Here is a 16,268-nt window from a genome sequence, read left to right on the forward strand (position 1 = left end):
CCACGGACGCCGGGCCGGTCGTCAGGCCGGCGTCGTGGCAAGGGAAAGTAATCGACGCGGCCTTACTGATTTTTGTCGGGACTCGGGGGCGAGGCGGGCTGCCCAAGCAACTGCTGGATGAAGACCTGGTCGCGCTGGGCTTCGGAAGCCTTCGCCAAGTCCCTTGCTTTGATCACCTCCGGCGCGTTCATGCCCGCCGCTGCTGCCGGCGGCTTGGTTCCTGGAGATTTTTCTTTCCCATCACCAGCGGTTCCTCTGGCCGCCTCTTCCTCCGCTCCGATGTAATGCGGCTCGTATTTCGAGAAGTACCTCAGACACGTGTAGGTCAAGCCGATGTAATTCCGCTTGACGACGGCCATGACGTCGCGACTGTAAGAACCGTCATTCTCAGTGAATGCCCTGCCGGCGGCATCGCGCGCTTCCGCGGCGCCCGGCATCAGCACGGCAAGGCAGGCGTCGGCGAAGTAGTCCTTGTGCAGAAACCGCCTTATCGTCTCTTCGACGGCGTCGGCGATGTGCTCGACCGATTTGTCGTCGATCGTGTTGCGATGAAGGAATTCACCCGCGCGCGCGGTTCCGGCCACATGGGCATTAACCGTATTGACGCTGCTGTCGCGCAGCGCGGAAATCGTCGCGGTCGTCTGTTTCTGGCGAACGTAGGCATCATCCAGGTCGACGAACCGGGTCTTCGCTGCCTCGGCGGCGATCTTCGCGGCGTCTGTTTTTGCTTCTTCCTTCACCGCCGCAGTCTTTTTTCCTTCATCGTCCGGGGCGGCGTCGCTTTCGCTTCTGAGCCGATCCGCATTCGCCTTGACTTCGTCGAATTTGGCCAATAGATCGTCGCGCTGCTTTTCGGCCTCGTCGCGAGCGGCCTTCATTTCCGCTTCCATCTTCTCAGCTGCCTTGAGCGCTTCGGTATTGGCCAGCAGCGTGGACGCCGCCGATGAGCCGCCGCTGGTGTCGAGCATCAGCGGCGGGGCCGCCACCGCGCCGGTCAGCTGCTCGATCGCCAGGATCACGGCGGTAAGGTCCTGACTGCGCGCAAGCAGCACCGCCACCTGTTCGTTGCTCAGATAGCCGTTGATGCCCGCTTCGCAATTGCGGTACAGCGTGTCGCGCATCAGGGTGATGGACTGCGTGCGCAGGCCGATGGACCCGGCAACGTTGTTCAACGCGGCCGAAATCGCCGCGGAATTTTTTGGAACCTTGGAAGCGCTCACGCCGATGGCGGCCGCATAGGCGGCAAGCGCATCGGGACTGGGCTCGGCGCAGTATTTTTTCGCGGTGAATACCACCAGGCGCTGCTGGGCATCCAGATGGATGGCCCGCCCCTTTCCTTCGACCATGGGTGTAGCGGTATGCCGACCCAAGGTCTGGATGTTCGCGCAGCCGCCCAGAACAAGGAAAGCAAGCGTCGACACCAGACCGGATGCGGTTGTTTTCATATCCATTTGATCCCCCTTTCGTTTTGAACTGCAGGTCCCACGACGCCGGGCCTCAGCGCGCGGCGGAAACACTCGGCCGATTGCGGTACTCCCGACACCGCCGATGCGACGAAGTCGACAGGCGGCGCGAAGCGCTCCTGCCTGTGCGGCCATGGAGGCGTCGCGAGAACGGGTCGGTGCGTGATCGAGCGACCTTGTGCAATGTCGTGTTCAATCGACGCGGGGCGGCGATGCGCGATCGCGGCAAGTGGTCACGACTTGCGTCGCGGCATTCGCGAGCGTCGCGCCAAGCCAAGAAAGAGAAGAAAGAACCAGGCACCGGCGCGAACAATTCATCGCCAATACCGCAACCTGGTCGTACCGTGCCGACGCCATGCGATAGCGCTACGGCGCCGATCCCTGTCTCCATTGCTTCCATGACCGCCCCAGCCCCCTGGTTGCAGTCATGCTGCATCCGAAAAAATCCGGTATGCAAGCACCAAATCGCACTAGACCCGATGCGTTCGCGCTGCGTATCGACCGCGGATCAAGACTCCAAACGAAGAAAACCGGGCGGCTCGGCCAAATCGTTCGTCGCGACGCTTTTACAGATCAATATTCGCGCTGCGCTAGCTTCGACGGCACATAAAGCAAGCATCGACACTCGCCGACCCTATCCGCATAAAACGCACAAAAAATAGGTATTTGCGCAGAATTCGAAAATTCAGAGGCCGATCCGATCGATCCGCAGCGGGCCGCAGCGGCTCTCGCCGATACGACATCGATCGTGAGTCGCGGTCGCGCACAACGGCCATGGTTTCGCCGTCGCGTTCGGCCAATCCACTCGCGCTCGACTCAGCGACGGCCGCGATGCGATGCGATCGCACAACGGCAAAACGCAACGAAGATCGAGCCTCTGTTGGCCACCCGGTACTCCGCTCGATGCCTGTGCGCCCTACCCCGGCACCACCAAGCTCGCCACCGCCCCACCCTCATCGCGATTGACCAACGCCGCCCCGCCGCCATGCAGCGACGCCACTTCGGCGACGAAGCACAAGCCCAGTCCGCTGCTGCGGCTGCCGCCGGCCGGACGCGGCAGCGAATAGAACCGCTCGAACACCCGTCCCACCGCGTAATCGGGTACGCCCGGGCCGCGGTCGCTGACTTCGACCCGCTGCGACTCGCCGTCGCGGCGCAGGCGCAACACGATCTCGCCCTGGGCCGGGGAAAAATCGGCCGCGTTCTCGATCAGGTTGATCAAGGCCTGGCGCAGCAGGAAGCCATCGCCGAGCACCGGCGGCAGGTTCGGTTCCAGGTCCAGCAGCAGTTTCGCGCCGGTCTTGTGCAGCCGCTGCGCGCATTGTTCGGCCGCTTCCTGGGCGATCGCGGCCAGCGCCACCGGTTCGGGTTTTTCCAGGCGTTGACGATGTTCGACTGCAGCCAACGCGAGCAGCTTGTCGATCATCTGCGCCAGGCGCTCGGCCTGGCCGCGGATGCTGCCGGCAAAGCGCGCGCGGTCGGCGTCGGCCATGGTGCCGTCGCCGGGCGGCGATTCGAGCAGTTCCGCGCTGCCGCGGATCGCCGCCAGCGGGCTCTTCATTTCGTGGGTCAGGGTGTGCACATACTGCTCGACGTACTGCTTGCCTTCCAGGCGCGTGCGCATGGTTTCCAGGGCGCGGCCGAGTTCGCCGAATTCGCCGGCCGCGTCCGGCGGCGGCGCGCGCGCGCCGGCGGTGACCGCATGCGCGTAGCGCCGCAGCAGGTCGATCTGGCGCGACAGCCACCACGACACCAACACGCCGATCAACAGCGCCACGCCCATCAGCACGAACCCCCAACGCATCACCACCGACTGGCTGCGGGCGATGAACGGCGCGATCGCGCTGTTGGGCTTGGCCACGGTCAACGAACCGACCACCCGCCGCGCGTCGTCGCGGATCGGCGCGGCGACGTACATGATCGTGTCGTCGGGATTGTCCTGGGTGGCCGGGCTGGAACGCGCGCCGTAGCGGCCGCGCAAGGTCAGGTAGACATCGTTCCAGCGCGAGTAATCCTGGCCGACATCGCGCCCGTCGCTGTCGAACACGACGATGCCGCGCGCGTCGGTGATGTAGACGCGATACGTGGTCGCGCGCTTGCGGAAGCCCCAGATCGCCGCGCCGACGTCGCGTTCGCCGAGCGCGCGCACGCGCTTGGCGAAGTCGCCGTGGTCGATGCGGCCGGCGAGGAAATCGTCGGCGGCGAGCTCGGCGAGGATGTTGGCGGTGTCGACCAGGGTGTCTTCCATCGCCTGGCGCACGCCGGGCTTGACCTCGGCGACGAACACCCGCGCCAGCAGCAGCGCGGCGACCGCGACGATCAGGAAATACCCCAGGAAGATCCGCAGCCCGATGCGCATGCCGGCGATCTCAGCCCAGCTCCAGCGAATAGCCCAGGCCGCGATGGGTGCGGATCGGGTCGCTGTCGGGGCCGATCTCGCGCAGCTTGGCGCGCAGGGTCTTGATGTGGGTGTCGACGGTGCGGTCGCCGCTGTCGAGCGCGTCGCCCCATACCCGGTCCATCAACTGCGCGCGCGACAGCACCGCGCCGGGGCGCTGCAGCAGCGCGGCCAGCAGGCCGTATTCGTAGCGGGTCAGGTCCAGCGCCTGGCCGCGGTAACGGATGCGCTTGCCCTCGCCGTCGTGGACGAAACCGGCCTCGGACTCGGCCGGGACGTTCGCCCCGCCTTTGCGCCGCAGCACCACCCGCACCCGGGTGGCCAGCTCGCGTGGCGAGAACGGCTTGGTCACGTAGTCGTCGGCGCCGATCTCCAGGCCGAGGATGCGGTCGGCCTCGGCGTTCTGCGCGGTCAGGAAGATCACCGGCAGGTCGCGATCGCGGCGCAGCTCGCGGCACAGGGCGAAGCCGCCGATGTCGGGCAGGCCGATATCGAGCACTGCCAGGTCGTAGGCGACCCGCTGCGCCTCGCGCAGCGCCTCGCCGCCGGTGAGGCAGTGGGTGGTCTCGAAGCCCTCGGCGCGCAGTGCATAGAGCACGGTGTCGGCGATGGCGGATTCGTCTTCTACTAGCAGGATGCGCATGAGGGGCCGGGAATCGGGAATCGGGAATCGGGGGAAAGCCTACTTGCCGTCATAATGATGCCCTGCCCGACCCAACGCCGGGGTTTTTGCCGTTGCCGATTCCCCATTCCCGATTCCCTATTCCCGGCCGCCCCTCATGAATTACCGCCACGCCTTCCACGCCGGCAACCACGGCGATGTGCTCAAACACATCGCCGTGCTGGCCCTGTGCGACGCACTGACCGCCAAGCCGGCGCCGCTGTTCGCGCTCGATACCCATGCCGGGCGCGGGCTGTACCCGCTCGACGGCAATTCGGCGCAGCGCACCGGCGAGGCCGAGGGCGGCATCGGCCGGCTGCTCGCCGAGGCGCCCAAGCAGCCGGCGATCGGCCGCTACCTCGCCGCGGTGCGCGCCTGCCGCGCCGAGCACGGGCCGGCCGCGTATCCGGGCTCGCCGTGGCTGCTCGCGCATGCCCTGCGCGACGACGACCGCATCGCCGCCTGCGAACTGCAGCCGGAGGAAGCGGCCCAGCTCAAGCATCACTTCGACAACGACCCCCGGGTCGCGGTCCACGCCCGCGACGGCTACACCGGGATGAAGGCGCTGTTGCCGCCCAAGCTCGGCGCGACCCGCTTCAACCGCGGCCTGGTCCTGATCGACCCGCCGTACGAGGCGCAGTTGGAAGAATTCGACACCGCCCTGGGCGCGCTGCGCGATGCGCTCGCGCGCTGGCCGCAGGGCACCTACGTGCTGTGGTATCCGATCAAGCGCCGGCGTTCGCTGCAATCGTTCTACCGCCGCGCCGCGACCCTGCCGGCCAAGTCGGTGATGACCGCCGAGCTGCTGGTGCGCGCCGACGATTCGCCGCTGCGCATGAACGGCAGCGGCCTGCTGCTGCTCAACGCGCCGTGGCAATTCGATCGCACCCTCGACGCGGTGCTGCCGGTGCTCGCGCGCACCTTGGGCGAAACCGCGGATGCGTCCGGCGCGATTACCTGGCTCAAGCAGGGCGACTGAACGATCGAGCCGGCGCGCGGCTGCGCGCCGGTCCCGCTCGCGCGGTCTGAGCTGCAGACTTCAAGCTTACGACTCAGACGAGCCGATTCAGCGCGGACGGCATCGATCCGACATTGATCAGCGCCGCATGGGCGAAGGCCTGCCCACGCGCCGCGCTCTGTCGACCGATCACAAATCCAACTGCATACCCGATCACATCCTGCATCGCACCCTTGCGCGAGCCATCGCCGCAATCCCGCGTTGCAGCGCAGCGAGACACCCGGCCACGCTGGTCGCGCAATGCCATCGCCGATTGCATTTCGCCCTCGCGCGTCGCCGCCGCTTCGCCGCGGCGAGCCGGCGGAACAGGCGAAAACCGCTGAAAAACCGGCATTTCGGCCTGCCTTTTCATACCGGCGCCGATCGCGCACCTGTCAGAAAATCGCCTTGCGGCCACGCTGAGGTTGGGCGTATGACCGCCTGTGCCCAATGACGGGCTCAGACAGGAAGTTCACATGATCCCGAAGAAATCGACCCTTCTCGCCCTGTGTGCATTCGCCTTCGGCATCGGCATGGCGAGCACCGCGATCGCCGCGTGCAACAACACCTGCCGCCTGGGCTGCGAACGCGCCTACAGCCTGTGCGATCCGGCCACCACCAATTGCGAACTGAACTACAACCGCTGCTATCGCAGCTGCGGCTGCGTCATTCCCTGATCGCGGGGACCGATCGCCAGACGCGTTCGGGCGATGAATCGCGGCCGCGGAGCCACCTCCGCGGCCGCGGACCGCCCGACGCGACTCACCGCCCCGCCCATTGCAACCCCTCGGCCGCTTGCGCCAGGATCGGCCTTGCCGCGCCCGCGCCGCCCACGGCGGCCGAAGCGCGCGGCGATTGTCCGCGACACGCTCGAACGACGTTCGTCAGCCACATCCTTGCACTGCAACGCGTCCACACTCTGACAAAGGAATGCTCATGACCCGCTCGCCGCCACGATCCAGGACCCTGCTGCTGTTCGTCTGCACCTTCTTTTTCACCGCAGGCTTGTCGACCACCGCGTTCGCCGCACGATGCACGCCGCAAGCCATCGTCAACTGCGAGCGCATGCAACGTAACTGCGAGTTGGCTGGCGGCCCGCCCGCCGCGTGCGAGCGTGGCTACTTGATCTGCATGGCACGGGCCGGTTGCGACGATCCGTGAGCCCCGCCGCAGCGGCGCTCGTCGCCAACACCGTTGCACCGCAACGCCTCCACACTTTGACAAAGGAATGCTCATGACCCGCTCGACGCCACGATCCCGCACCCTGCTGCTGTTCGCCTGCACCTTCGTTTTCACCGCCGGTCTGTCGACCGCCGTCTTCGCCGCCGCCTGCACGCCGCAGGCGATCGTCAACTGCGAGCGCCTCCAGCGCAATTGCCTGAACAACGGCATTCCGGCCGATGCGTGCGAACGCGGCTACCTGGGTTGCATGGGCCGGGCCGGCTGCGAAGTGCCCTGAGGCCGATCGGCCGGCGCCGCATCGCCTTGCGGCGTCAGCCGAGTGAATCGTTGGATCAGGGTGAACCGATTCGCTTCGGTTGCCGCGGTTCACCGCATCTTGAGCGAAAGGCGTCGGGGCTCAAGCCCCTCCCACAAAAGATTGCGCGAGCTTCGAAGTCTTTTGTGGGAGGGGCTTGAGCCCCGACGCTTTCCGCTCAGATCACCGCGTAACCGACCCGCGGCACCACTCGACGCATCTCCACCAGGTCATACCCCGGCGCGAAACCATCGGCCTGTTCGCGAGTCACTACAAAGCCATAGCGCGCATAGAAGCCGCAGCTGAAACGCGTGGTTTCGATCACCACCGCGTTGAAATCCTCGTCGGCGTCGATCCGGCGCAAACGCTCGCCGACCAGAAAATCGCCGAGGCCGCGCCGGTGCAGGTCGCGCCGCACCATGCCCCAGCACAACGCCGCGACGCCGGGCTGATCGGGCACGCCGGCATAACCGCCGCAGGCGACGATGCCGTCGCCGGCCTGTTCGATCACCCAGTACCGATCGATGCGCTGCAAGGTCTGCAGGAAATCCTCGCGCTCGACCGCGGCGAAATACTCGGGCACGTTGGATTCGAACAGCGCCACGCAGGCGGCGTGGTCGTCCTCGCGATACGCGCGCGCGACCGGCGCGCTCAATAGCAATCCCAGTGGTAGGACACGCGGCTGAAATCCGCGCGCGCCAAGTCGGCGGGGTCGATGAAGAAATTGGCGATGCCCGAATCGCCCCACATCAGCCCGTCGTCGCTGTCGAGCTGGAACAGCAGCACCCGCTTGTCGTCGGCGTTACGCGGATCGTCCTGGGTGAAATCGGGATAACCGCCGAGCTTGTGGCCGCTGCGATCGAGATAGTCGGACACTTCGTCGCTGAGGTCCTCGGCGGCGACGCGATCGTCGACGTTGGCGCTGATGTAGCGCTCGGCCAGGGCGTCGATATCGGTGCCGAGCACCTTCGCCAGGCCGACATCGTGGATGCCCATGGTCTCGTGGTCGGCGCTGAAACGGATGCGGCGCGGCTTGGCCGGGTCGAACGGCAATGCATCCAGGCCGGCCGTGGCGACCGGCGGCGCGATCGCCGGCGCGCTCGCGTCGGGCCAGTACACGACGCGAAAGCCCTTCGGCTCGGCCAGCGCGTCCATCCGCTTGGGACCGTGCGCGGCGTCGATGGCGGCGCCGTAGTAGTCGTCGCCGGAGATGAAGAACTGCAGCATGCCGCGCTCGGGATAACCGGGCATCTTCGGCAATTCGCTGAGCTGGACCTGCGCCAGCAGGAACAATGGCTGGCCCTGCGGATCGCGCGGATAGTCGCGCCCGGCCGCCCAGTACGCGCGGCCGCCGACCTTGCTGACCGCGACGTCGTCGGCCTTCATCTCCTCCAGCTCGATGCGCGCCACCGGGCGCTGGGTGTTCTGCAGGGCCGGTTCGATCGGCGCCAGCACCGCCTTGGCACGTTCGTCGTCGTCGTGGCTGCCGCATTGCGGCGCGCTCTCGTCGGCGTCTTCGTGTTCGGCTTCGGCCTTGATCTGCGCGGCCGCCTGCTTGCTGCGGCTGTCGACCTTGCTGTAGACGAAATAGCCCACGCCGCCGGCGACGGCGAGCACCGCCGCGATGATCCCCACCGACACCAACACCGCCTTGCCCGTCTTCATCGTCCGCCGTCCATTCGCTTGCCGGTTCTCCGGGCGGATTATGGCCAAGAACGCGCCACGAGGGCGAACCTTGCCTGCCCAGAAAGCCCGCGCAGAAAAAAGCCGGGGGAGCGTTCGCTCCCCCGGTCGGGTTGTTACGCGACGGCGCGAGCGCTCAGTCGCCGAGCTTGAAGTCGGGCTCGAAGAAGCTCCAGCGCACCTCCGGGAAGGCCTGCTTCATCGCCCGTTCGACCGAGTTGATCTGTTCGGTCAGGCCGGCGACGCTTTGCTCTTCGCGCATCTGCGCCTGCACCGACACCATCACCTCGTTGCCGAGCTGCAGGGTGATCACGCTGATGACCTTGGCGATCTCCGGGCGCGAATCGAGGAACTCGCGGATCTGCTGCTGGCGCAGCGGATCCACGCTCTGTCCGATCAGCATCGCCTTGACTTCGATCGCGACGAACACCGCGACGATGATCAGCAGCGCGCCGATGCAGACGGTGCCGATCGCGTCCCAGATCGGGTTGCCGGTGACCACCGCCAGCAGCACCGCGCCCAGCGCCAGCACCAGGCCCAGCAGCGCGGCCAGGTCTTCGCCGAAGATCACCACCAGTTCGGCCTGGCGGCTTTCGCGGAACCACTGCCACAGCGAGCGCTGACCGCGCGCCTTGGCCACTTCCTGCAGGCAGGCGCGCATCGACACCCATTCGGCGGCGATGCCGAACGCCAGCACGCCGGCCGCCCACCACCACTGCTTCAGCGGCTCGGGGTGCTGCAATTTATGGATACCCTCGTACAGCGAGAACATGCCGCCGACGGTGAACAGCATCACCGCGACCAGGAACGACCAGAAGTAGATCGCCTTGCCGTACCCCAACGGGTAGTCCGGCGTCGGCGGCCGCTTGGACTGCTTGAGCCCGAGCAGCAACAGGCCCTGGTTGCCGCAGTCGGCCAGCGAATGCACGGTTTCGGCCAGCATCGCGCTGGAACCGGTGAAGAACGCGGCCACGCCCTTGGCCACCGCGATCGCGAAATTGGCGCCAAGTGCGAACAAAATCGCGCGGGTCGAATCGCCACCACCTGCCATGACTGGACTGCTCCTTCGGATACGAGCGGCGGAGTCTAGCATTGCCGATGCTGGCCTTTGGACAGGCCGGGACAGGTGCCAGCGCGGGCGATGCGGTGGTACGAGCGCGGCGGCATTTACGCAGGCAGGCGAGCGTGCGGCGCGGATGAGGTCGCGCGGTCGCGGCTTGCGCCGCTCCTACAGGGAGCCCATGCGGCTCACGCGGCCATCCGATCGCCGGCAGGCAACGGCAACCCCCTGGAGGAGCGGCGCAAGCCGCGACCGCGCCACTCCACCCAGCGCGAACACCGATGCAAGCGACACGCGATCAAGACCCAGAATCAAAACCGAGACATCACCCTCGCGCTCATTCGCGCCCATCGTCGGCAAAGCAATCGCCGAGCGCACGGCACAGAAATTGTCCGGCAAGGCACGCATCGCCCCCAACGCCACGTCCCTCGCGCCTACCTCGACGGTCTGCACCGAATCGAGCCTTGCACTGCATCGGGCATGTGTTCGCAACGCCCGCCTGCCGATTCTTCTTGCGAACGCGGTACAGCGCCAGACGCTGCACACGCGGCCACCGCTTCATTCGCCCGGCTTTCTCCGCCAGCACGGCCGGCAGGCTCCGCCCGGTCGAACCCGATGGCCGCCTAGCCATCGGCGCCGCGGGCGCGCCCCTGGCCCCCGCCGTGCGCAGCTGGCCCGCCCAGGACACCACGGTCCGGTCGAGGGCCCGGTATCGGGCGGGTCGAAAGGAACCGGCTGGCTGAAGGCCGCCGCGCGAGGCACTGGCGTCTTGGCCGGCCGTGGGGGCATTGTCAGGCCGTCATCGCCCAGCCATCATGCGAGCCATTCGCATTTCCAACGTGCCTCGCGTCAACAAAACCGCCGTACTGGAGCCCGCGCCGGCCCACCCTTCACCGGCACAGGCCCGATGAGCCGATTCCACCCGCTCAGCGCCGCCGATCGCACCGGCGAGCGCCCCTCACGAAGATGAAGGGCCAAATTCGTCACAATGTGCCACTATCCCAACCATGGCCACGCGTGAACGTTTGCCTCCCTGGCACGAACGCCAGCGTCTTCCCAACGGACGCGAAGTTCTGATCCGCCCGGTCCGGCCGGAGGATGCCGAGCCCCTGCGGGCCGGCTTCGCCCTGCTTCAGCCCGACGAAGTCCGACAGCGCTTCCTGTATGCGCTCAAGGAACTCACCCCGGACATGGCCGAGCGCTTCACCCGGATCGATCCGCGCACCGAATTCGCCTTGGTCGCGGCCGAGCCGCTGCCGCCGGGCGAGGCCCTGGTCGGCGCGGTCGCGCGGGTCGCGATCGACGAACGCACCCAGGACGCCGAGTTCGCGATCCTGGTCAGCCGCTACATCGCCAATATGGGCCTGGGCCGGTATCTGATGACCCGGCTGGTGAAATGGGCGCGCGGCAAGAAGGTGCATCGGCTGTACGGCGACGTGTTCGAGCACAACACGCCGATGCTGTCGCTGGCCCAGTCGCTGGGGTTCGAACGCGAATTCCAGCAGGACGCGCCGGGCCTGATCCGGGTGTCGCTGGACCTGCGCAGCCACAAGGCCGCCGCCGGCGAGACCACGCCCGGTACCTGATACCCGTGCCCGCGCTTCGCCGCGGGCCCGATCGCCGTTTTGTTCACGGCCGCGACTTGCCGCCTGCACACTGCTTCGGCGGCCAGACACTTCGAAAAACCAGATGCCGCGTGCCTGCACGCACCGGCCAGGGCGGGCTGCTAGGCTGCGTTGGTGTCGCCATGGCCGGACGCCGCCGCGATTCGTGTTGCGGCGCAATGCCGGTCGGTCACACCTTCGACAACCGCGTACGACAAGGAGTCTCCCATGCAAACGACGACGCAGCGCTCGGGTTTCAAACGCATCGCCCTGCTGGCCACGATCGTGGTCGGCGGACTGTTCTCGCTCGCCAGTTCGGCGCTGCCGGTCCCGCCGTCCGGCAGCGGCTGGCTGGTCTACACCTACTATGGCCCGGCGGGTCGCGACGGTGTCGAAAGGGTCGTCGGCATGCGCTATCAGGGCGCCGGCTGTCCCGGCCCGAGGCCGCTGGACTGGGGCCAGCAGACCGCGAAGTTCAGCTGGCACTACGCCACCTGCAACAACCAGAACTGAGTCGCCCCACCCCGCCCGACACCACCCGGCCGACAAGGCCGTGTCGTCCCTGGCGGTAATCCAACGCGCGACAACGACAAGGCGCCCGTTCCCGGGCGCCTTGTCACGGGCCGACTACGGCCCCATTGAACCTAGCGCGACACCGGTCAGAACGGCAGCGGCACGCTGTCCACGTCGTCGCACATGACCGTGGTGGTGTCCGAATACGGCGTCGACGCGCCGATCAAGCTGCCGGAACTGATCGCCGGGCAATCCCCGTAGAAGACCACCCCGGCCACGTACGCATGCGATGCATCGGTGTAGTAGCTGGTCACCGACACCGCGGTCGGCGGACGCGGGGGTTGAGCCCACACCGACGCCGACGCCACGACCACACTCATCACACCCAACGCCAGCAACGGCCGGCGGAACCGCGAAACCAACGAATCGAGCTTCATGACTGCACTTTCCTCCATGATCTTCATGAGCGTAAGACCGATGCCGCGCGCTGGCGGCTTCGGCCCGCGTGAGCCGGCCGTGACGAGCGCCGGCTCCTGCGCCGGACAGAGCGTTCCGGTCCGTGCTTCGGCGCCGCGCCATCATGCAGGCGAAAGCCCGCGCGCGCGACGTGACCTTACGTCCCCCTGCGGCTAACCTAGCCGCCCTCTGCGAGTTCCCTCACCACGTGTCTGCCCTTTTGCCTAAAACCGGCCAGCAGCGTGCCTGGTGGCGCGCGCCGGCCTCGCCTTCCGCCCTGGCCTGGGCGATCGCCCGCGCCGGCGCCGACTACGACGGCCCGCTGCTGGCGGTCGCGCGCGACAACCACGGCGCGCACCAACTCGAATCCGACCTGCGCACCCTGCTGGGCGCGGACGCCGGTCACGACGGCGCGTTGCCGGTCCTGACCTTCCCGGATTGGGAAACCCTGCCCTACGACTTGTTCAGTCCGCACCCGGACATCGTCTCGCAGCGTCTGTCGGCCCTGCACCGCTTGCCGTCGATCAAGCGCGGCATCGTGGTGGTGCCGGTGCAGACGCTGTTGCAGCGGCTGGCGCCGTTGCGGCATATCGTCGGCGGCAGTTTCGACGTGCGCGTCGGCCAGCGCCTGGACCTCGACAACGAGAAGCGCCGGCTCGAATCGGCCGGCTACCGGCACGTGCCGCAGGTGCTCGATCCGGGCGATTTCGCCGTCCGCGGCGGCCTGCTCGACGTCTACCCGATGGGCGCCGACACGCCGTTCCGGGTCGAGATGCTCGACGACGAGATCGACACCATCCGCGCGTTCGATCCCGAATCGCAGCGCTCGCTCGACAAGATCGACCGCGTGCATCTGTTGCCGGGCCGCGAAGTGCCGCTCGACGACGCCTCGCTCAAGCGCGCGCTCGATGCGCTGCGCGAACGCTTCGATCTCGATACCCGGCGCAGCGCCCTGTATCAGGATCTAAAGGCCGGCATCGCGCCGTCGGGCATCGAGTACTACCTGCCGCTGTTCTTCGAACAGACCGCGACCTTGTTCGATTACCTCGGCGACAAGGTGCTGCCGGTGATCGCCGACGGCGCGCTGGACGCGGCCGATCAATTCTGGACCCAGACCGGCGAGCGCTACGAACAGCGCCGCCACGATCTCGAACGCCCGCTGCTGCCGCCCGATTCGCTGTACCTGACCCCGGTCGGCCTGCGCGAGCGCCTCAACCAGGCCGCGCGCATCGAGCTGTGCGGCGAACAGCATCCGCAACGCGGCAAGGCCGTCGCGCTGGGCGACCAGCCCGCGCCGACCTTGCCGGTCGCCGCGCGCGACGCTGCACCCGCCGAAGCGTTGAAGTCGTTCCTGGGCAGTTATCCCGGCCGCGTGCTGATCGCCGCCGACACCGCCGGCCGCCGCGAAGCGCTGCTCGAAGTGCTGCAGGCCGCGGCACTGAAACCCGATGTGGTCGCCGACTGGAAATCGTTCCGCGACGGCGCCAGCCGCTTCGCGATCGCAGTCGCGCCGCTCGACGACGGCTTCGCGCTCAGCGAACCGGCGCTGGCGATATTGACCGAACGCCAGCTGTTTCCCGAGCGCGCCTCGCAGCCGCGCCGGCGCAAGCGCGTCGGCCGCGAACCCGAAGCGATCATCCGCGATCTGGGCGAGTTGTCCGAAGGCGCGCCGATCGTGCACGAGGATCACGGCGTCGGCCGCTATCGCGGCCTGATCGTGCTCGAAGCCGGCGGCCAGCCCGGCGAATACCTGGAAATCGAATACGCCAAGGGCGACCGGCTGTACGTGCCGGTCGCGCAACTGCACCTGATCAGCCGCTACTCCGGCGCGTCGGTGGAAACCGCGCCGCTGCATTCGCTCGGCGGCGAGCAATGGACCAAGGCCAAGCGCAAGGCCGCGGAAAAAGTCCGCGACGTGGCCGCCGAACTGCTTGAGATCCAGGCCAAGCGCCAGGCGCGCGCCGGCCTGGCGCTGGACGTGGACCGTTCGATGTACGAACCGTTCGCGGCCGGCTTCCCGTTCGAGGAAACGCCCGATCAGCATTCCTCGATCGAAGCGGTGATCCGCGACCTGGGCAGCAGCCAGCCGATGGACCGCGTGGTCTGCGGCGACGTGGGTTTCGGCAAGACCGAAGTCGCGGTGCGCGCGGCCTTCGTCGCCGCCACCGCCGGCAAGCAGGTCGCGGTGCTGGTGCCGACCACCTTGTTGGCCGAGCAGCACTACCGCAATTTCCGCGATCGCTTCGCCGATTGGCCGCTCAAGGTCGAGGTGCTGTCGCGGTTCAAGAGCAGCAAGGAAATCAAGGCCGAACTGGAGAAGCTGACCGAGGGCAAGATCGATGTCGTGGTCGGCACCCACCGCCTGTTGCAGGGCGACGTGCGCTTCAAGGACCTCGGCCTGGTCATCGTCGACGAAGAACAGCGCTTCGGCGTGCGCCAGAAGGAAGCGCTCAAGGCGCTGCGCGCCAACGTGCATCTGTTGACGCTTACGGCGACGCCGATCCCGCGCACGCTCAACATGGCCATGGCCGGCCTGCGCGATCTGAGCATCATCGCCACCCCGCCCGCGCATCGCCTCGCCGTGCAGACCTTCGTCGTGCCCTGGGACGACATGCAATTGCGCGAGGCGTTCCAGCGCGAGCTGTCGCGCGGCGGCCAGGTGTATTTCCTGCACAACGATGTCGAGAGCATCGGCCGCATGAAGCGTCAGCTCGAAGAACTGGTGCCCGAGGCGCGCATCGGCGTCGCCCACGGCCAGATGGCCGAGCGCGAACTCGAAAGCGTCATGCTCGACTTCCACAAGCAGCGCTTCAACGTGCTGCTGTGCACGACCATCATCGAGTCGGGCATCGACATCCCGAACGCCAACACCATCATCATGAACCGCGCCGACAAGTTCGGCCTGGCACAGTTGCATCAGCTGCGCGGCCGGGTCGGCCGTTCGCATCATCGCGCGTATGCGTATCTGGTGGTGCCCGACAAGCGCTCGATCACCTCCGACGCGCAGAAGCGCCTGGAAGCGATCGCCTCGATGGACGAACTCGGCGCCGGTTTCACCCTGGCCACGCACGACCTGGAAATCCGCGGCGCCGGCGAGTTGCTCGGCGAGGATCAGAGCGGGCAGATGGCCGAGGTCGGTTTCAGCCTCTACACCGAGTTGCTGGAACGCGCGGTGCGCTCGATCCGCCAGGGCAAGCTGCCCGACCTGGATTCCACGCAATCGCGCGGGGCCGAAGTCGAACTGCATATTCCGGCGCTGATTCCCGACGATTACCTGCCCGACGTGCATACCCGCCTGACCTTGTACAAGCGCATCAGCGGCGCGCGCGACAGCGAGGAACTGCGCGAGCTGCAGGTCGAGATGATCGACCGCTTCGGCCTGTTGCCCGACGCGGCCAAGCACTTGTTCGCGGTGGCCGAACTCAAGCTGATCGCGACCAATCTGGGCATTCGCAAACTCGATCTGGGCGACAAGGGCGGGCGATTGCAGTTCGTCGAACGGCCGAACGTGGACCCGATGTCGGTGATCAAGCTGATCCAGGGCCAACCGAAGCTGTATCAGATGGATGGACCGGACAAGCTCAAGATCAAGCTGGACCTGCCCGATGCGTTGGCGCGGTTGGCGGCGGCGAAGGGGTTGCTGACTTTGCTCGATACCAAGCACTGAGGTTGCGCGTCGAGCGCCGCACGATGGCTGCGACTGCGGTTCGAGCGGCGCGCGCAACTGTCGTGCCCACTTTGAAAAAGGGGGCGAGCGCCCGGCGTCGGCACGATGTCCGGTTGATCGGCAGCGCGGGGGATTTGCTTTTGCTTCGTCGCGATGGCCGCGAGCGAAAAGCAAATCCCCCCTAGCCCCCCTTTTTCAAAGGGGGGAACAGTTCGGCGCGAATTTCACGAGCGCGGGCTTTAGCGATATTCACGATGTCCGCCGACGCGTATGCCGCGCCCGGCGTCAT

Annotated in this window: 16 protein-coding genes; 7 read left to right on the forward strand and 9 right to left on the reverse strand. The window is 67.0% G+C overall.

Features of this window, described 5'->3' with window-relative positions:
* Nucleotides 1-62: 62 nt before the first annotated feature.
* From KME82_RS16710 to creB, 3 genes are all read right to left on the reverse strand, one after another.
* A complete protein-coding gene (locus KME82_RS16710) occupies nt 63-1,445 on the reverse strand; it encodes a hypothetical protein (protein WP_215495049.1) in 1,383 nt (460 codons plus the stop codon).
* 934 nt (nt 1,446-2,379) lie between these two features.
* Nucleotides 2,380-3,822 (reverse strand): two-component system sensor histidine kinase CreC, encoded by a 1,443-nt coding sequence (gene creC / locus KME82_RS16715; RefSeq protein WP_215495050.1) that lies wholly within the window; start codon nt 3,820-3,822, stop codon nt 2,380-2,382.
* 10 nt (nt 3,823-3,832) lie between these two features.
* On the reverse strand, nt 3,833-4,504 hold the full coding sequence (gene creB / locus KME82_RS16720) for a two-component system response regulator CreB (protein ID WP_215495051.1): 672 nt from the start codon (nt 4,502-4,504) through the stop codon (nt 3,833-3,835).
* A 136-nt stretch (nt 4,505-4,640) separates the two neighbouring features.
* On the opposite strand from creB, the gene KME82_RS16725 reads away from it, so the two are divergent.
* Nucleotides 4,641-5,501 (forward strand): 23S rRNA (adenine(2030)-N(6))-methyltransferase RlmJ, encoded by an 861-nt coding sequence (locus tag KME82_RS16725; protein ID WP_215495052.1) that lies wholly within the window; start codon nt 4,641-4,643, stop codon nt 5,499-5,501.
* Between the two features lie 73 nt (nt 5,502-5,574).
* Here KME82_RS16725 and KME82_RS16730 read toward each other — a convergent pair whose 3' ends face one another.
* The gene (locus tag KME82_RS16730) at nt 5,575-5,892 is read right to left on the reverse strand and encodes a hypothetical protein (protein WP_215495053.1); all 318 of its coding nucleotides are present in this window, start codon (nt 5,890-5,892) and stop codon (nt 5,575-5,577) included.
* 103 nt (nt 5,893-5,995) lie between these two features.
* Here KME82_RS16730 and KME82_RS16735 point away from each other — a divergent pair, with 103 nt between their 5' ends.
* The 3 genes from KME82_RS16735 to KME82_RS16745 all read left to right on the forward strand — a co-directional run bounded on the left by KME82_RS16735 (nt 5,996) and on the right by KME82_RS16745 (nt 6,978).
* Nucleotides 5,996-6,196, forward strand: coding sequence for a hypothetical protein (locus tag KME82_RS16735; RefSeq protein WP_215495054.1), 201 nt, complete (start codon nt 5,996-5,998; stop codon nt 6,194-6,196).
* A 259-nt stretch (nt 6,197-6,455) separates the two neighbouring features.
* Nucleotides 6,456-6,680 carry a hypothetical protein gene (locus KME82_RS16740; protein ID WP_215495055.1) on the forward strand — a complete coding sequence of 75 codons (225 nt, stop codon included), beginning with the start codon at nt 6,456-6,458 and terminating at the stop codon, nt 6,678-6,680.
* Nucleotides 6,681-6,753: 73 nt separating this feature from the next.
* Nucleotides 6,754-6,978 carry a hypothetical protein gene (locus KME82_RS16745; protein WP_215495056.1) on the forward strand — a complete coding sequence of 75 codons (225 nt, stop codon included), beginning with the start codon at nt 6,754-6,756 and terminating at the stop codon, nt 6,976-6,978.
* 196 nt (nt 6,979-7,174) lie between these two features.
* Here KME82_RS16745 and KME82_RS16750 read toward each other — a convergent pair whose 3' ends face one another.
* From KME82_RS16750 to KME82_RS16765, 4 genes are all read right to left on the reverse strand, one after another.
* Nucleotides 7,175-7,651 (reverse strand): GNAT family N-acetyltransferase, encoded by a 477-nt coding sequence (locus KME82_RS16750; RefSeq protein ID WP_215495057.1) that lies wholly within the window; start codon nt 7,649-7,651, stop codon nt 7,175-7,177.
* Entirely contained in the window at nt 7,648-8,661 is a 1,014-nt protein-coding gene (locus KME82_RS16755) for a YwqG family protein (RefSeq protein WP_215495058.1), read from the reverse strand. The genes KME82_RS16750 and KME82_RS16755 overlap by 4 nt, the downstream gene beginning before the upstream one ends.
* 154 nt (nt 8,662-8,815) lie before the next feature.
* Nucleotides 8,816-9,730, reverse strand: a complete 915-nt coding sequence (locus tag KME82_RS16760; protein ID WP_215495059.1) for a cation diffusion facilitator family transporter — start codon at nt 9,728-9,730, stop codon at nt 8,816-8,818.
* A 177-nt stretch (nt 9,731-9,907) separates the two neighbouring features.
* Nucleotides 9,908-10,192 (reverse strand): hypothetical protein, encoded by a 285-nt coding sequence (locus tag KME82_RS16765; protein WP_215495060.1) that lies wholly within the window; start codon nt 10,190-10,192, stop codon nt 9,908-9,910.
* 554 nt (nt 10,193-10,746) lie between these two features.
* Here KME82_RS16765 and KME82_RS16770 point away from each other — a divergent pair.
* Both KME82_RS16770 and KME82_RS16775 read left to right on the forward strand, forming a co-directional pair.
* Nucleotides 10,747-11,325, forward strand: coding sequence for a GNAT family N-acetyltransferase (locus KME82_RS16770; protein WP_215495061.1), 579 nt, complete (start codon nt 10,747-10,749; stop codon nt 11,323-11,325).
* A 246-nt stretch (nt 11,326-11,571) separates the two neighbouring features.
* Complete coding sequence (locus KME82_RS16775; RefSeq protein ID WP_215495062.1) at nt 11,572-11,856, forward strand: hypothetical protein; 285 nt, start codon at nt 11,572-11,574, stop codon at nt 11,854-11,856.
* A 146-nt stretch (nt 11,857-12,002) separates the two neighbouring features.
* On the opposite strand, the gene KME82_RS16780 is transcribed toward KME82_RS16775, so the two are convergent.
* Nucleotides 12,003-12,293 (reverse strand): hypothetical protein, encoded by a 291-nt coding sequence (locus tag KME82_RS16780; RefSeq protein ID WP_148650448.1) that lies wholly within the window; start codon nt 12,291-12,293, stop codon nt 12,003-12,005.
* Between the two features lie 227 nt (nt 12,294-12,520).
* Between KME82_RS16780 and mfd the strand changes: the two genes are divergently transcribed.
* Nucleotides 12,521-15,979 carry a transcription-repair coupling factor gene (mfd, locus tag KME82_RS16785; RefSeq protein WP_252255377.1) on the forward strand — a complete coding sequence of 1,153 codons (3,459 nt, stop codon included), beginning with the start codon at nt 12,521-12,523 and terminating at the stop codon, nt 15,977-15,979.
* Nucleotides 15,980-16,268: the final 289 nt, after the last annotated feature.

It is taken from the genome of Lysobacter capsici (assembly GCF_018732085.1).
In the GTDB taxonomy this organism is placed as follows: domain Bacteria; phylum Pseudomonadota; class Gammaproteobacteria; order Xanthomonadales; family Xanthomonadaceae; genus Lysobacter; species Lysobacter capsici_A.

Bases quoted from the DNA above. Each gene is read 5' to 3' on its own strand.
- KME82_RS16710 (WP_215495049.1), bottom strand. From the start codon at position 1,445: ATGAAAACAACCGCATCCGGTCTGGTGTCGACGCTTGCTTTCCTTGTT.
- creC (WP_215495050.1), bottom strand. From the start codon at position 3,822: ATGCGCATCGGGCTGCGGATCTTCCTGGGGTATTTCCTGATCGTCGCG.
- creB (WP_215495051.1), bottom strand. From the start codon at position 4,504: ATGCGCATCCTGCTAGTAGAAGACGAATCCGCCATCGCCGACACCGTG.
- KME82_RS16725 (WP_215495052.1), top strand. From the start codon at position 4,641: ATGAATTACCGCCACGCCTTCCACGCCGGCAACCACGGCGATGTGCTC.
- KME82_RS16730 (WP_215495053.1), bottom strand. From the start codon at position 5,892: ATGAAAAGGCAGGCCGAAATGCCGGTTTTTCAGCGGTTTTCGCCTGTT.
- KME82_RS16735 (WP_215495054.1), top strand. From the start codon at position 5,996: ATGATCCCGAAGAAATCGACCCTTCTCGCCCTGTGTGCATTCGCCTTC.
- KME82_RS16740 (WP_215495055.1), top strand. From the start codon at position 6,456: ATGACCCGCTCGCCGCCACGATCCAGGACCCTGCTGCTGTTCGTCTGC.
- KME82_RS16745 (WP_215495056.1), top strand. From the start codon at position 6,754: ATGACCCGCTCGACGCCACGATCCCGCACCCTGCTGCTGTTCGCCTGC.
- KME82_RS16755 (WP_215495058.1), bottom strand. From the start codon at position 8,661: ATGAAGACGGGCAAGGCGGTGTTGGTGTCGGTGGGGATCATCGCGGCG.
- KME82_RS16760 (WP_215495059.1), bottom strand. From the start codon at position 9,730: ATGGCAGGTGGTGGCGATTCGACCCGCGCGATTTTGTTCGCACTTGGC.
- KME82_RS16770 (WP_215495061.1), top strand. From the start codon at position 10,747: ATGGCCACGCGTGAACGTTTGCCTCCCTGGCACGAACGCCAGCGTCTT.
- KME82_RS16775 (WP_215495062.1), top strand. From the start codon at position 11,572: ATGCAAACGACGACGCAGCGCTCGGGTTTCAAACGCATCGCCCTGCTG.
- KME82_RS16780 (WP_148650448.1), bottom strand. From the start codon at position 12,293: ATGAAGCTCGATTCGTTGGTTTCGCGGTTCCGCCGGCCGTTGCTGGCG.